Origin of the sequence: Candidatus Pseudomonas phytovorans, from assembly GCA_029202525.1 — a bacterium.
GTDB classification, from domain to species: Bacteria; Pseudomonadota; Gammaproteobacteria; order Pseudomonadales; family Pseudomonadaceae; genus Aquipseudomonas; species Aquipseudomonas phytovorans.
This window is the reverse complement of the sequence record CP119325.1, coordinates 2,502,226-2,518,419: the sequence shown is the minus strand read 5'-3', so window position 1 is coordinate 2,518,419 and position 16,194 is coordinate 2,502,226. Positions and strand designations below refer to the sequence as shown.

The window sequence follows — 16,194 nt, the reverse complement described above, 5'->3', positions numbered from 1 at the left end:
ATGCTGGCCTATATCCTGCGTCGCCTGCTGCTGATCATCCCGACGCTGCTCGGTATCCTGATCATCAATTTCATCATCGTCCAGGCCGCCCCCGGTGGCCCGGTCGAGCAGATGATCGCCAAGCTCGAAGGCTTCGAAGGCGCCACCAGCCGCATTGCCGGAGGCGGCGCCGAGGTTTCAGTGGCCGGCTCCAACTACCGCGGCGCCCAGGGCTTGGACCCTGCACTGATCGTCGAAATCGAGCGCATGTACGGCTTCGACAAGTCGCCGCCCGAGCGCCTGTGGATCATGATCAAGAACTACGCCCAACTGGACTTCGGCGACAGCTTCTTCCGCGATGCCAAGGTTATCGACCTGATTATCGAAAAGATGCCGGTGTCGATCTCGCTGGGGCTGTGGAGCACGCTGATCATGTACCTGGTGTCGATCCCGCTGGGGATTGCCAAGGCGGTGCGCCACGGCAGCCACTTCGATGTATGGACCAGCTCGGCGATCATCGTCGGCTACGCCATCCCGGCGTTTCTGTTCGCCATCCTGCTGATCGTACTGTTCGCCGGTGGCAGCTACTTCGACTGGTTCCCGCTGCGCGGCCTCACCTCCAACAACTTCGACGAGCTGAGCACCACCGGCAAAGTGCTGGACTACTTCTGGCACCTGGTGCTGCCGATCACCGCGCTGGTCATCGGCAACTTCGCCACCATGACCCTGCTGACCAAAAACAGCTTCCTCGACGAGATCAACAAGCAATACGTGGTCACCGCCAAGGCCAAGGGCCTCAGCCGGCCGCGGGTGCTGTACGGCCACGTGTTCCGCAACGCCATGCTGCTGGTGATCGCCGGCTTCCCGTCGGCGTTCATCGGCATTTTCTTCACGGGTTCGCTGTTGATCGAGGTGATCTTCAGCCTCGACGGCCTGGGCCTGATGAGTTTTGAAGCGGCCATCAACCGCGACTACCCGGTGGTCTTCGGCACCCTGTTCATCTTCACCCTGCTGGGGCTGGTGGTGAAACTGATCGGCGACCTGACCTACACCCTGGTCGATCCACGCATCGACTTCGCCAGCCGGGAGCACTGACATGGCCTTGTCCCCCCTCAACCGCCGGCGCTTCGAGCGTTTCAAGGCCAACCGCCGTGGCTGGTGGTCGCTGTGGCTGTTCCTGATCCTGTTCGGCCTGAGCCTGGGCGCAGAGCTGATCGCCAATGACAAGCCCGTTGCCGTGCGTTACGACGGCGAATGGTACTTCCCGGCATTCAAGCGCTACCCGGAAACCACCTTCGGCGGCGAATTCCCGCTAGAGGCCAACTACAAAAGCCCATACATCCGCGAGCTGCTAGCGAAGAAAGACAGCTTCGTGCTGTGGGCGCCGATCCCGTTCAGCTACCAGAGCATCAACTACGACCTGCGTGTCCCCGCCCCGGCACCGCCGTCGGCGGACAACTGGCTGGGCACCGACGACCAGGGCCGCGATGTGCTGGCGCGGGTGATCTACGGCTTTCGCATTTCGGTGCTGTTTGCCCTGACCTTGACCGTGGCCAGCTCCATCGTCGGCGTCATCGCCGGCGCCTTGCAGGGTTTCTATGGCGGCTGGGTCGACCTGGCCGGGCAGCGCTTTCTGGAAATCTGGTCCGGCCTGCCTGTGCTGTACCTGCTGATCATCCTGGCCAGCTTCGTGCAGCCCAATTTCTGGTGGCTGCTGGGCATCATGCTGCTGTTCTCGTGGATGAGTCTGGTGGATGTGGTACGCGCCGAGTTCCTGCGCGGGCGCAACCTGGAATACGTGCGCGCTGCCCGCGCCCTGGGCATGCGCAATGGCGCGATCATGTACCGGCACATTTTGCCCAACGCCATGATCTCGACCATGACCTTCATGCCGTTCATTCTCACCGGCGCGATCGGCACCCTCACCGCCCTGGACTTCCTCGGCTTCGGCCTGCCCGCCGGTTCGCCATCGCTGGGCGAACTGGTGGCGCAGGGCAAGTCCAACCTGCAAGCGCCGTGGCTGGGCATCAGCGCCTTTGCCGTGCTGGCGCTGATGCTGAGCCTGCTGGTATTTATCGGCGAGTCCGCCCGCGATGCCTTCGACCCGAGGAAGTGACATGAGTGAACAGAACCTGATCGAAGTGCGCGACCTGGCCGTGGAATTTGTCACCGGCGACCAGGTCAACCGCGTGGTGGACGGCATCAGCTTCGATATCCGCAAGGGCGAGACGCTGGCACTGGTGGGCGAAAGCGGTTCGGGCAAATCGGTCACCGCGCACTCGATCCTGCGCCTGCTGCCCTACCCTCTGGCCCGCCACCCCAGCGGTAGTATCCGCTTTGAGGGCAAGGACTTGCTGCAGCAGAACGAGAAGACCCTGCAGCGCATCCGCGGCAACCGCATTGCGATGATCTTCCAGGAGCCGATGACTTCGCTCAACCCGCTGCACTGCATCGAGAAGCAGATCAACGAAATCCTTTTGCTGCACAAGGGCCTGACCGGCAAGGACGCGACTGCACGCACCCTGGAGCTGCTGGAGCTGGTGGGCATTCCCGAGCCACACAAGCGCCTGAAGGCCCTGCCCCATGAATTATCGGGCGGGCAGCGCCAGCGGGTGATGATCGCCATGGCACTGGCCAACGAGCCGGATCTGCTGATTGCGGATGAGCCGACCACCGCGCTGGACGTGACCGTGCAGCTGAAAATTCTCGACCTGCTCAAGGAACTTCAGGCGCGCCTGGGCATGGCGTTGCTGCTGATCAGCCATGACCTGAACCTGGTACGCCGCATCGCCCACCGCGTGTGCGTGATGCAGCGCGGGCAGATCGTGGAACAGGCCGAATGCGCCACGTTGTTCAGCGCCCCGCAGCACCACTACACGCAGATGCTGATCAATGCCGAGCCCAGCGGGCTGCCGGCGCACAACCCGCTAGGCGCGCCGTTGCTGGAGGTAGACGACCTCAAGGTGTGGTTCCCGATCAAGAAGGGCTTTCTGCGGCGCACGGTTGACCATGTGAAGGCAGTAGACGGGGTCAACTTCAGCTTGCCGCAAGGGCAGACGCTAGGGATTGTCGGGGAGTCCGGGTCGGGCAAGTCGACGCTCGGCCTGGCGATCCTGCGGCTGATTTCCAGCCAGGGCGGCATCCGCTTCCATGGGCAGAACCTGCAAGGGTTGAAGCAGCAGGCCGTGCGACCGCTACGGCGGGAAATGCAGGTGGTGTTCCAGGACCCGTTCGGCAGCCTGAGCCCGCGCATGTGCGTGGCGGACATTGTGGGTGAAGGGCTGCGCATTCACAGTATTGGCACCGCACAGGAACAGGAGGCGGCGATTATCGCGGCCCTGGAGGAAGTAGGCCTGGACCCGCGCACTCGCCATCGCTACCCCCATGAGTTCTCCGGGGGGCAGCGCCAGCGCATAGCCATTGCCCGGGCGCTGGTGTTGAAGCCTGCGCTGATTCTGCTGGATGAACCCACGTCCGCGCTGGACCGCACCGTACAGCGGCAGGTGGTGGAGTTACTGCGGAATTTGCAGCAGAAGTACAACCTGACCTACCTGTTCATCAGCCATGACCTGGCGGTGGTCAAGGCGCTGAGCCACCAGTTGATGGTGATCAAGCATGGGCAGGTGGTGGAGCAAGGGGATGCGCAGGCGATATTTCATGCGCCGCAGCATCCGTATACCCGGCAGTTGCTGGAGGCGGCGTTTTTGGAGGTGGATGCCGTTAGCTAGCTTTTTGGGGCTGCTGCGCAGCCCATCGCCGGCAAGCCAGCTCCACACCCCGACCGCGCAGTCTTCAAGACTTGTGCTATCCCTGTGGGAGCTGGCTTGCCGGCGATGGGCCGCATAGCGGCCCGCTTCTGGAGGAATAAAATCAGATTTACCCCCTTCCTTGTAGTCCATTTCCCAAACATACTCCTGCCGCGTATTTTCCGTTGCGGCTGCTCTGGCAGAGCTCTAGTCTCGGCCTGTCGTTGCACATCAACGACACGGCTTTGACAGGCCGTAACGGTATTATGCGTACGGCTTGCCTGTTATGGCAGCTGTACTTGGGGCACGCTTGCGTGCGCCGGAACTTGCATAGTCCGCCGGTCTGTCAACCCATGTACAGCTGCCACCCAACTGTTTGACAGCAGGAAGGGGCAGCCCCATCAAAGGTACTATGCGATGTTGAAGATTGTCCCTGATCCACCCCACAACCCCTATTCCCTCGAAGACACCCTGATCCAGGCCACCGACTACGCGCTGTGTGCCGCCACCGTGGTACATCAGGCCTTACTGCTCCAGCCCAAATCACCGGTTTCAATCCTGATGATGACCTCAATGCATGAACTTGAGGCGCTGCGGGCTTTGCTTGAGTCGGCGTTGGTTCAGGTGCAGATGCCTGCGGAGCCTCGGACTTCGCACTGAGGCTTGATTGATGTGTTGCCTGGGCTGGCCTCTTCGCGGGCACGCCCGCTCCCACAGGTACTCTGCAAGCCTTGAAGCCTGTGGTGATCCTGTGGGAGCGGGCTTGCCCGCGAAAGGGCCAGCCCAGGCAGTCGAGAATTTTCAGGGGATACAACAATGACCACAGAAGACACCCACTTCACCGTCGGCAAAACCACCTTCTGCCAAGGTGAACACGGCACCCACCCACTGTTCCGCATCGAACCCGGCATCCCCTGCCGCAACGCCCGCGAGCAATCGTCAGAGCTGATGGGCTACGTCCGCGAACTGACCATCACCGGTCTGATGGACGAAAAACCGATGATGATCTGGGCTGCTCACTATCTGAGCGCAATGGCCAAGGCGCTGATGGATGACGCCGAACTGGGGATGATGCGCTGAAACCAATTCACGCCGAACTGACCACCCAAGAGGCTGCAGACCTGCTCAACGTCTCTCGGCCGCACTTGGTAAAGCTGCTAGACGCAGCTGTAATCCCTCACACCAAAACGGGTCGCCATCGTCGGGTCAAATTCTCCGACCTGGTTGCCTACAAGGACAAACGCGACCAAGTGAGCTGTGCCGCGACGGACGCACTGGCAGCCCAGGCACAGGAGTTAAGGATGGGGTACGAATGAAGCACTCACCCTTCACGGCCGTATACGACGCGAACGTACTTTATCCAGCTCCGTTACGTGATTTCCTGATGAACCTCGCATTGACTGGTATTTACCGGGCACGTTGGTCAGCGGACATCCACGACGAGTGGAAGCGCAATCTACTACTCAACCGGCCCGACCTCACGCGCGAACATGTGATCGCACGTCAGCGCTGATGGATGCTGCGGTACCTGATGCACTCATCACTGATTACGAGTCTCTGGTCGCAGGGCTGGAATTGCCAGATGAGGATGATCGACATGTCCTCGCAGCTGTAATCAAGTGCAACGCTTCCGTCATCGTCACCTTCAATTTGAAGGATTTCCCCAAAGCGTCTCTCGGTTTATTCGATATCGAGCCGTTGCATCCGGATGATTTCATCGCCGATCTGTGGGACTTGGACAAGGCTGCAGTCCTTGAAGCGGCCCAGCGACAGCGAATGTCATTGAAAAACCCACCTCACACCGTGCAGCAGTATCTCGACAGGTTGCTTCAGCAGAAGCTTCCCGAGTCGGTGAAACTGCTTTCAGAATTCAAATTCCTCCTCTGATTGCTCTATGCATGCGCTTTGCGTGGGAACGACCCTGCGTCGCGAAAGGCCGCCTCTCAGGAACAGCGCACCCGTGAGACGGGTGCCCGTTGTGCGATAGCCCATATAACTTCCAATGCCAAGACGCCCCAAATCAGCGCTGAAGCCCCATTGAGCAACGCATACAACTGCCAAGCCTGGGGTAAAAGCGTGCCTTGGCTTTATTCGGTTTTATGGCTTACCAATAATTATTGGCTGCATATAATTTCTATAATTCAGCCTTGTCATCAATTTTTCTGACAACAATCGTCTTCCATCATCAACCGAATCGGGCATAAATTCTCCACCGTCAACTCCCAGCATCAACGGTAGCCCCCATGTCCAGCCCAGAAAACCAGCCTGCCTCCCCTGCCCTGGCCACGCTGATCCAGCGCTCCGGCCTGCCCAGCCCGACGCTGAGCGAAGCCCAGGCACATGCAGTGCTGCAGGCCCACTACGGCCTTGCCGGCACCCTTTCGGTACTGGGTAGCCAGCAGGACCTGAACTTCCGCGTGGACGCGCCACAAGGCCGCTATGTGCTCAAGGCCTGCCACGGCAGCTATGCCCAGCTTGAGGTGGAGGCACAACACGCCGCACTGGCCTACCTGCGCGAACACGGGTTGCCGGTACCCGCCGTGCGCCACGCCGGCAACGGCGAAGGCTTGCTGGCATTGGACATCGACGGTCAACCCCTGCGCCTGCGCCTGCTCGACTACATCGAAGGCCAACCGTTGACCCGCCTCAAACACCTGGAACCACGCCTGATCGCTGAACTGGGCGGGCTCTGTGCGAAGCTGGACAGGGCGCTGGTCGACTTCGATCACCCCGGCCTTGTGCGCACCCTGCAATGGGACCCGCAGCATGCCCAGGCGCTGATCGATCACCTGCTGCCGGTGCTGAACGACAGCGGACAACGCGCCCGTATCGAACACGCCACTCGCCAGGCCTGCGCGCGCCTGACGCCGCTGGCGGACCAACTGCCGATTCAGCCCGTGCACCTGGACATCACCGACGACAACACCGTCTGGGCTCGTGATGCCCAGCGCCAGTGGCAACTGCAAGGTGTGATCGACTTCGGCGACCTGCTGCGTACCTGGCGCATTGCCGACCTGTCAGTGACCTGCGCAGCCTTGCTGCACCACGCCGAGGGCAACCCCCTGCGCATCCTGCCGGCGATCAGCGCCTATCAGGTGCTCAACCCGCTGACCGAGGCCGAGCTACGCGCCCTTTGGCCACTGGTGATCAACCGCGCTGCGGTACTGGTGTTGAGCAGCGCGCAGCAACTGGCCGTGGACCCCGGCAACCAGTACACCCGCGACAACGTGGCCCATGAATGGGAAATCTTCGACACCGCCACCGCCGTGCCTTTCGCGCTGATGGAGGCCGCCATCCTGCAAGCGGCAGGCTTGCAGCTGGACGTTCCAGACCTGAACCCTTGCAGCGTCCTGCTCCCCGAGCTGGCCGGGCAGCCTGTAACACGGGTGGACCTGGGTGTACTCAGCATCCATTGCGAAGCGGGCAATTGGGAGCAACCCGGTTTTGACCAGCGCCTGCTGACCTCGAAAGCGGCGCCGGCGTGCAGCCTGCACGGGCAATATCGCCTGTCGCAAACCCATATCGACCGGCCCGAAGAGCCCGCCACCTGCGCCCTCGGCGTTGAGGTGCATGTACCCAACGGCAGCCAGGTGCAAGCGCCAGAAGCCGGCACCTGGCAGCGCCATGGCGACGGCCGCGGTTGCCTGCGAACCGCACACTGGGCGTTGTGGCTGCTGGGCCTGGAAGATGCCCCCGCTGATGGACAGCACGTGGCAAAGGGCCAGTCGCTGGGCAATAGCTGCGGTTTCCTCAGCGTACAGCTGTGCCTGGACCTCAGTATCCAGCCACCCTTTTTCGCCACCCCGTCCCAAGCCGATGCCTGGCTGGCCCTGTGCCCGTCGCCAGCCGCACTGCTGGGCTTCGATTGCGACGCCGAGCCGCTGCCCGATCCGGATGCCCTGCTGGCTCGCCGCGATGCCAGCTTCGCCCGCTCGCAGAAGCACTACTACGCGCAGCCGCCTCACATCGAACGCGGCTGGCGCAACTACCTGATCGACATGCAGGGCCGTTCGTACCTGGACATGCTCAACAACGTCGCGGTGCTGGGCCATGGCCACCCGCGCATGGTCGCCGAGTCGGCGCGGCAATGGTCGCTGCTGAACACCAACTCGCGCTTCCACTACGCAGCAATCACCGAGTTCTCCGAACGCCTGCTGGACATGGCGCCCGAAGGTTTCGACCGGGTGTTCATGGTCAACAGCGGCACCGAAGCCAACGACCTGGCAATTCGCCTGGCTTGGGCCTACAGCGGCGGGCGTGACCTGCTCAGCGTGCTGGAGGCCTACCACGGCTGGTCGGTGGCCACCGATGCCATTTCCACATCCATCGCCGACAACCCGCAAGCCCTGGAAACCCGCCCGGACTGGGTACACCCGGTCGAGGCGCCGAACACCTTCCGCGGTCGTTTCCGCGGTGCCGACAGCGCCGCCGGCTACCTGCAGGACGTCGACGCCAAGCTGGCCGACCTGGATGCCCGTGGCCGCCAGCTGGCAGGCATCATCTGCGAGCCGGTGTACGGCAATGCCGGCGGCATCTCGTTGCCGGCCGGCTACCTGAGCGACGCCTACGCCAAGGTCCGCGCCCGTGGCGGGGTGTGCATCGCCGACGAAGTGCAGGTGGGTTATGGTCGCCTGGGCGAGTACTTCTGGGGCTTCGAAGAGCAGGGCGTGGTGCCCGACATCATCACCATGGCCAAGGGCATGGGCAACGGCCAGCCGCTGGGCGTGGTCATCACCCGCCGCGAAATCGCCGAGGCACTGGAGGCCGAGGGTTACTTCTTCTCCTCAGCCGGTGGCAGCCCGGTCAGTTGCCGCATCGGCATGGCGGTGCTGGACGTGATGCAGGAAGAAGGCCTGTGGGACAACGCCCGCGACACCGGACGCTACTTCAAGGCCCGCCTGCAGGCGCTGGTGGACAAACACCCGCTGGCAGGTGCTGCACATGGCTCGGGCTTCTACCTGGGGCTGGAACTGGTGCGCGACCGCGCAACCCTGGAGCCGGCCACCGAAGAAACCATGACGCTGTGCAATCGCCTGCGTGACCTGGGCGTCTTCATGCAGCCAACCGGCGACTACCTGAACATCCTCAAGATCAAGCCACCGATGTGCACCAGCCGGGCAAGCGTGGACTACTTTGTCGACAGCATTGACCGGGTGCTGGGCGAAGGCCTGTAACGATCAAGGCGTGGGGCCGAGAGCGGCGGCCCACGCCTGCAATGCTTCAGTTGCTGCGATGGCGATCTGCTCATCAGTGCGCCCGCTGAACTGCCGCTCTATCGCGTCAGCGGCAATCAGGCCGGCAATGGTGGGTTTGCCTACGGCATCGGTGAGGTCCAGCCATTCACCCCAACTGGCAGGCACGTCATACCAGCGCAGGTAACCTGAGGGTGAACACGGCCACCAGCGTTCATCGAATTGCAGAATCACCTTCTCCAGCCTGCCCATGCCCAGATGTGTCAGCGCTTGTTGATGTGTTTCAGGTAACGCAGGGGTGAACTGCAACGCCTTCAACACCCCCACTGGGACTGTGCAAATGCAGAAATCGCACACTTCTTCATTTACTGTGACGCGCTCGCTCGACCAGTCGATGTGGGTGACCGCCGTGTTCAGGCGGATATCCAGATTCCTCGCCAGCACGTCGACAAGCGCGCTGTAGCCGCCTGGCAGCATGTGATCACCCTGCCCAACGCCCTCTTCGTCCAGCGCACTGACCGACAGTTGCGCCACTGGCAAACACGCTTCCAGCACAAGGTTGGCGTCGATGGCGAACTGTGTGGCTCGCACGCGCGCAGGGTCGAGTGTGGCCATGTAGCAGGTAATTGCCTCTGACAACGGCAGCCGCCGATCAATGCTTTGGGTCAAGGCCACCCAGGCGCCGTCGACATCGGGCAGCACCCCGCCTCTTGCCGCTGCAAGCGGGCGGCTGAAATCGGTCTCGATGCAAGCCAAACCCTGTTGCTGCGCAACGGTGGCCAATGGGTTTTCAGCGAAATGCTGAAGCCATGCAGCACCCTCATCCGCCTTTACGCCGCCCAGATCGACAGAGTGCGTGCGCCCACCTGTTCGCCCCCGTGCCTCCAGCACAGTGCAATTGATATCCCGGGCCCGCAGGCGTTGTGCGGCAGCCAGGCCTGCACAACCCGCCCCGATCACGATCACCTTGCGCGCTCCGGCACTCAAGGCGGCCTCGGCGGCACGCAGCCCATCATTCCAGGCACCATGAGTCATTGCTGGCGCGGCGGCGCTACACGCTTCACCGGCTATGACCAAACGCTGTTGCAGCACTTGGCCCAGTGCACTTCGATGTTGCGACGTCCCTCCTGACAACAGCGCGCTGTAGGCGCCGAGGCTGAACGGGTCTGCACTCCAGTGTGTGACATGCCACGCGGTTGGTCTATGCACGCTGCTCTCCATCGGGGGACTGTCCTGTAAACGCATTAATGTTCATAATTTCTCGCAACAAAAGATGATCATCATCAGGTTTACTGACAATGGCGTTTACCAGCGACTCCCTGGCAATTTTCCTCGCGGTGCTGGATGCCGGCTCGTTCTCCGCCGCCGCCCGCAAGCTGGGCCGTGTGCCTTCGGCGGTAAGCATGGCAATTGCCCAACTGGAAGCGGAGCTGGACATGCCGCTGTTTGACCGGGCCACGCGCAAAGCCTTGCCCACCAGCGCCGCGCTGGCGCTGGAGCCCCAGGCCAGGCAGGTGATCTGCCAGCTCAACCTGCTGGATGCCCAGGCGCTGCAACTGCACAAAGGCCTGGAAAAACGCCTGACCATCGCCATGGCGCCCGAGTTGCAGACCGGCCGCTGGAGCCAGCCACTGGAAGTCCTCGCCCAGGAGTTTCCCAGCCTGGAAATCGAGGTACGTTCGGCCACCCAGACCGAGGCCATTCGTCTGCTGCACGACGGCAGTGTGCAACTGGCGCTGGTTTTCGAACGGCCCGGCATCGACGAGCGCGAGTCGTTCCTCGAAGCCGGCAGCCAGCTGCTGGTGGCCGTCGCCTCCCCGCGTCATCCGGCCGGGCAGAACAGCGGCACGCCACTGCCCGAAGAGGCCTTCGCCGAGCAACGGCAGATCATCGTGGCCTCAGGCAAAGCCACGGGGTCGGACCCGCGCATGGTGCTGTCGCGGCGCATCTGGCTGACCGACAGCTACCTGGCGACGCTGGACCTGGTGCAGTCCGGCCTGGGCTGGGCGTACCTTCCGCAACCGCTGGTTGAACCGCTGATTGCATCAGGGGCACTGGCCGAGGTGCGCTTTGACAACATGGCCAGTCGCCTGCGCCTGTGGGTCGACATCATCTGGATCAAGTCGCGCCCCTTGGGCCTTGGCGCCAGGCGTTACCTGGATGTCATGCGCCAATGCTTTGAAACAGAATCCCCGAGGTCCTGAGCAATACCCAACTGCGCCTCATACGAGCCAATGGCCGCCCGTTTTCGAGTGCAGCCTCGCTCGAAACAGACAAGTCCTACAACTCATTAGGAAGCCAGTAGCTCCCTGCTGAATTGATTCCTCGTTAGATTCCTGCTCGCCATCAAGAAGAAAAAGGAACTTCTCATGTCGAGCCAGGCCGCGCAGGGCTACCTGCAGTGGGTCGATCACTTCGCGAACCAGCAGCGCCAGCCAGCAGAAGCCCTTTACCTGCTGCTGGACCCGTTTGCCGGTTGCCCACCAGACCACCCGCTGGGCATCGACGCCCTCACCGAAGCACTGGGCAGTGATGCCGTAACGCGCGTAGACAGCAGCGGGATGGTGCAGGACCCTGAAAGCTGGCCCGCCCTGGTCCGCCTCACCGGACCCGGCGAGGCGCCAACAGCAGTGACCACACTAAGTGCAACGTACGCCGCACGTGAGGCAACGGCTACCTGGCACTACGTGTGTGGCTGGCTGCTAAGCGATCAACCCGCCAACCTGATCGCCCGACACATCAGTCAGCAGTGCCATGTGCTGCATCAACCGAAACCGCACGGCATCACCGCCTGGTTCGAGCCCGTGCGCCTGGGGTTGCTGCGCGTGACCCTGAAAAACGCAGGCGAAATCCTTGGGCCGGTTCGAAGCTGGTTGCACCCCGATGGATGTGGCAGTTGCAAGCGATTCGAGCGGCAGCTGCCGGCTGGCGAGCTGATCGTTCCCGAGGCCGTAAGAGCTACCCAGCACGTCGCACCGCAGATCATTCAACTGCTCAGCGCCTGGCGACGTCTGCTTGCCACGCAGTCTACCGGCGCGCCACGGCACCTCGCAGGTGCACCCGGTTTGCCGGAAAACGCGCTCGCCCATACCATGAACCTCATCATCAAGGCCTTCAAGCAAGGCCTGCGCGACCGTGCCGATATCCAGTGCATGTGCCTGCACATGCTCATGATCCACCCGCTACTCCTTCAACACTCGACCATCCAGCGCGACGTGGCACAGGCGGCAGCTGGCGAGCAACGCCTGACGGAGCGCTTTGCCAGCTACAGCGAGCGCACCTGGTCGCGCATCGTCGCCGACCTGCCCCAGGCAAGGAGCTACTCATGAGCATCAGCAACGCCATCCACGTCGCCATGCAGGAAGAAATACCCAACACCTACGGCAGCTGCAATGCCTGCGGGCGCTCCGGCCTGCCCATCCTGCTGCTGCGCGAGGCCTATGCGCCGCGCCCCGATACCGGGCGTCCGTATCGCCAGGCCGATAACAGCGAAATCACCTTCCACCCGATGCACACCGACCAGTTGCGCCTGCTGCGCCAAGGCTATGTATACGTGCTGCTCGACAAGGAAATCTGGCAGGCCTATGCGGTGGCGGCCGAAGGTACCTTGCAGCGCTTTCCGGTATCGCAGATGCCGCTGGCGCCGCCCAGGCCGTTGCCCAAGTGGTGTGCCACCGAAGGCCATGACGTGATCGCCTCGTTCATCAACATCAATACCCTGCTACACCGCAAAGCCTGGATCGCCTTCGCCAACGACCCCTGGCCGCGTGCGGTACTCGACCGCTACCGCAAGGGTATCGCCGATAGCGACCCGGGCACCCTTGCCCGCTTCGTCGAAGTAGACCTGGACACCGCGCGCAACGACCCCGCCAGCATCGGCATCGCCATGACCGACAGCTTCCGCTTCGGCATGGAGAACGTGCTGGAGTTCTCCACGTTTTCCTCTACCAGGTTTGCCAGCGCTCATGGCTTTTACAGCCGCTTTGGCCGGTGGACTGAAACCAACAACCATGTGCGCAATGCCATCGCGCAGGAACAACTGCCCAACGGCGTGCTGGCGCTGACGCTGCCCGACCCGGTCGGCATGGTGATGGAGCTGAATGCGCAACGCACGGGCTGGGTACAGGCCATGCAGGAATGGCGGGCGCAACCGCAACGCCACTTCGAGTACTTCACCTCACAGGCGTTGTTGGGTATTCAGGCATTGCACGCAGCCAGCGCCGCCGCGCAAGGGGCCGAGGACGCACAGCGCGAGGCCCAGCGGGTCAAACAATGGAACAAAAGCCCGTTAGGGGTCAAAACCCACTTCCCTCCGGTGGATCTGCAAGCACAGACCGACCGCGACATCGCGCGCAGGCAAGAGGAGGCCCGTAAGCGGCTGGAGCAGCGTTACGACGAAAGCGCCCGCGCTGCATTCCAGGCGGACTACGACCGCGAACTGAAAAACTGGCAGTCGATGATCGACCAGGTTGGCAACCTGTATGCGCACCACTATGCCAAGCGGACGTTCCAGCAGATCGGTTACTTAGACTACGACGCGACGGATCCTGTTTCGGTCGAGTACTTCATCCAGATGATGGCCGCCTGCCTGGCCGGTGGCCCGACTGAGCTTTTGCCTCAGGAGGGTCAGGCGCTGGGGATGACCCAGCATATCTGGCAGCAACTGCTGGAAGACGATCACAGCCTGCTGTACCAGGCACTGCTGGCCAAGAACCAGAAGCTGATGCAGGAGGTGATCGGTGCGTTGTCCGGGGACGACTTCGGCAAGGTGTACGACATCATAAAAGGCATCGCCGGTACGCCCGATGGCCAGCTGTTGATGATCAAGCCGATCCAGGATGCCGTTGGCCAGTTGCTGGCTGCGACCAACAGTGCTGGGACTGCACTTGGCCAGCACCTCAATGAGCGGACCAGGACGCTGATTGGCCATGTACACCGCTCCGCCTTTGCACTGTTCGCCGGGCAGCAGGTGACCCCGCTGCGGGTGTCGCTGACGTTGGGCGAATACATGGGGCTGCTCAACGAAGGCTTGCAGGTGCGGACCGATGCGTTTTTGCAGCAGGTCGACAAGCAGTTCCGTGATCCCGTGGGGCGCAAGGTGCGGGCCATGGTGTTGAGCGGGGCGATCAATCTCGCGGCAGCGGGTAACCGCAACCAGATAATCGACGTAGTGCTGTGGACGTTCGAAAGTGCCGAGAGTTTGCAGGCGCGGCTGATGCAGTTTCGGGAAGGGGCAGCGGGTGGTCTCGGGGCGCTGGTACGCAACGTTGCGATTGGTGCAGGTACGCTGGGAGCGCAGTTTTCCGGCGGGGTGCGAGTCAGCGCAATGGCCGCGCAAAGCCTGGCGGGCGATGCCATGCGCAGTTTGCGGGATGGCGCAGCCAGCAGCGCAAGCCCCGGGCTACTGCTTGCCTTGGGGGGGCTGTGGTTCCATCAGGACAGCCTGGGCAAGAACTACCGGGCTTTGCAAGAAACCCATCAGCACGATCCGGAGGCGCTTGCGGCAATCTGGTCGTCATCGTTTGGGTTGTTGGGTGTAGGTCTTGAAGCAGCAGGCCTTGCTGTCAAATTTCTAAGTCCGAAGATACCTTGGTCCGGAATGGTAACAACAACTTCACTGGGAAGCAGCCTTGCCAGGTATGGCGGCGCCATAACCGCACTCGCAAGTGCTATGGATGCAGCGCAATACGTGAATGCGCTGGCCCGAACTGATCGCCAAGGGGACAGGGCTTCAAGCTACAGATACATGGTTGCGGCCGGGGCAGCCACATTCTCCGCAGGTTCTGGCGTTTACGCCGCGCTATTCGCAAACACGCTACTCGGCCCCTTAGGCATTGCGATTATCCTTGGTTTGGCAGCCTACACGCTCGCGATGGATGCCAAAAATCAAGAGTCTTCACTGTTAGAACTGTGGTCCCGACACAGTAGATGGGGAACACCAGAGGAGCATCGGCGCTGGATAAAACCACAAGATCTGGATGCCTCGATTGGCGCCCTGAACGCGGCAGCCCTGGGTATTCAGGCACTCACCTCGATTGAGACAAGGTTTCAATCCTCTCAAACTGCACAAATTCCATACCAAACTGGGGCTTTGATCAGCGATGGAGATGCTGTCGCGGCAGGCTTCTATCTTGATCTCCACATAAGCCTGCCAAACTTTAATGCCGAAGTAGCACAATACCAATGGCACCTTACTATCGTCCCATCAGGGCTTAACGGACTGCCATCCATCCTCGCAGGCAACAGTTCAGTCCCGGGAAAAATTGAATACACCCCGGGAGACACAAAAAGCATCTACGCCGATCCTGAGCGCCTCAGCGGCTACATACACTCGAAAACCACCGACAACACACTCCACATCAGCGGCTCACTCCCACTATTGGAAAACCACAGCATAGAGTGTATTGAACTGACACTCACTTACTGGCCCGACAGCCATGACCAGTCAGGCTATGCAAAAGTATCAACAAGAGAAAACAAAATGAGTTCCTTCTGGAGTTTATTCTAATGCCCGGCCCGCATCTTAATCCCCCTTGCACCAGCTGGAAGGAGGATCTGCCCCACCCAGACACTCCCGCTACCATTGAGCCCAGCCTGGGTTATCTGGGTGCAAACCAGCAAAACCTGATCTACCTTGAAGTACCCAGAACAATCGGTTGGGCGAGAGAAATAATGCCATTGTTCTCACTATCTTCTTTCGCTTTTACCGCTTGTCTACCTACCGCAATAAAATTCAGCTTTGAGTACCAAGATTTCGAATTTGCATTCATTAGCATGTTACTACTGGCCTGCGGCATATGGGCATCTACCTTTTTCCTTCGCGTAAGCATATCCCCACCCCGAGACGAACCCCTTCGCTTCAACCGAGCACGAAAAAAAATCTATGCCTACAACTTCAAATACTGTTGGTGGAACCCCTTCACGACCTGGAAAGTAGAGACCGTTTGCTACGACTGGTCGCAAGTCCGCGCTGAGCGTTGGTCACAAACCGTAGCCATTTCAAAATGGGGTGTCATGCTCTCCATTGTCGCGCCGGGCACAAACAACGTCATCGACCGTTTTCCTCTGGTCACGATGGGCGCAAACCAGCACGTCTGGGCCTACATCTGCACTTATATGCAGCAGGGCCCCGCCGCCCTGCCACCACCCGGGGAACCCAAGGATCACAACGATGTGCTCTGGTGCGAGTTCGCCCTGCGCCTGGCGCCCAAAGTGCAGTGGCCAACCGAGATGGATCTGGAATCGAGAACAGCCCCCTAAGCTCATCAGGCTCCCAC

11 protein-coding genes and 2 pseudogenes are annotated in these 16,194 nt (G+C 61.3%); 12 read left to right on the top strand and 1 reads right to left on the bottom strand.

Annotated features, from left to right (window positions below):
• From P0Y58_11065 to P0Y58_11030, 8 genes and pseudogenes are all read left to right on the top strand, one after another.
• Complete coding sequence (locus P0Y58_11065; protein WEK32700.1) at positions 1-1,074, top strand: microcin C ABC transporter permease YejB; 1,074 nt, start codon at positions 1-3, stop codon at positions 1,072-1,074.
• Between the two features lies 1 nt (position 1,075).
• Positions 1,076-2,095, top strand: coding sequence for an ABC transporter permease (locus P0Y58_11060; GenBank protein ID WEK32699.1), 1,020 nt, complete (start codon positions 1,076-1,078; stop codon positions 2,093-2,095).
• Position 2,096: 1 nt separating this feature from the next.
• A complete protein-coding gene (locus P0Y58_11055) occupies positions 2,097-3,707 on the top strand; it encodes an ABC transporter ATP-binding protein (GenBank protein ID WEK32698.1) in 1,611 nt (536 codons plus the stop codon).
• A 435-nt stretch (positions 3,708-4,142) separates the two neighbouring features.
• Complete coding sequence (locus P0Y58_11050; GenBank protein ID WEK32697.1) at positions 4,143-4,385, top strand: hypothetical protein; 243 nt, start codon at positions 4,143-4,145, stop codon at positions 4,383-4,385.
• Positions 4,386-4,541: 156 nt separating this feature from the next.
• Positions 4,542-4,805 carry a DUF3077 domain-containing protein gene (locus P0Y58_11045; protein ID WEK32696.1) on the top strand — a complete coding sequence of 88 codons (264 nt, stop codon included), beginning with the start codon at positions 4,542-4,544 and terminating at the stop codon, positions 4,803-4,805.
• A gap of 2 nt (positions 4,806-4,807) precedes the next feature.
• A pseudogene (locus P0Y58_11040) lies at positions 4,808-5,041 on the top strand (helix-turn-helix domain-containing protein).
• Positions 5,038-5,612: pseudogene (locus P0Y58_11035) on the top strand (PIN domain-containing protein). The pseudogenes P0Y58_11040 and P0Y58_11035 overlap by 4 nt, the downstream one beginning before the upstream one ends.
• Positions 5,613-5,968: 356 nt before the next feature.
• Positions 5,969-8,899, top strand: coding sequence for an aminotransferase (locus tag P0Y58_11030; protein WEK32695.1), 2,931 nt, complete (start codon positions 5,969-5,971; stop codon positions 8,897-8,899).
• A gap of 3 nt (positions 8,900-8,902) precedes the next feature.
• On the opposite strand, the gene P0Y58_11025 is transcribed toward P0Y58_11030, so the two are convergent.
• Entirely contained in the window at positions 8,903-10,138 is a 1,236-nt protein-coding gene (locus tag P0Y58_11025; protein ID WEK32694.1) for an FAD-dependent oxidoreductase, read from the bottom strand.
• Positions 10,139-10,215: 77 nt separating this feature from the next.
• Between P0Y58_11025 and P0Y58_11020 the strand changes: the two genes are divergently transcribed.
• From P0Y58_11020 to P0Y58_11005, 4 genes are all read left to right on the top strand, one after another.
• Positions 10,216-11,121: a LysR family transcriptional regulator gene (locus P0Y58_11020; GenBank protein WEK32693.1), complete on the top strand. Its 906-nt coding sequence runs from the start codon at positions 10,216-10,218 to the stop codon at positions 11,119-11,121.
• A gap of 165 nt (positions 11,122-11,286) precedes the next feature.
• Positions 11,287-12,246, top strand: a complete 960-nt coding sequence (locus P0Y58_11015) for a hypothetical protein (protein ID WEK32692.1) — start codon at positions 11,287-11,289, stop codon at positions 12,244-12,246.
• Entirely contained in the window at positions 12,243-15,425 is a 3,183-nt protein-coding gene (locus tag P0Y58_11010) for a hypothetical protein (protein WEK32691.1), read from the top strand. Before P0Y58_11015 ends, P0Y58_11010 begins: the two co-directional genes overlap by 4 nt.
• Positions 15,425-16,177 (top strand): hypothetical protein, encoded by a 753-nt coding sequence (locus P0Y58_11005; GenBank protein WEK32690.1) that lies wholly within the window; start codon positions 15,425-15,427, stop codon positions 16,175-16,177. Before P0Y58_11010 ends, P0Y58_11005 begins: the two co-directional genes overlap by 1 nt.
• Positions 16,178-16,194 lie beyond the last annotated feature (17 nt).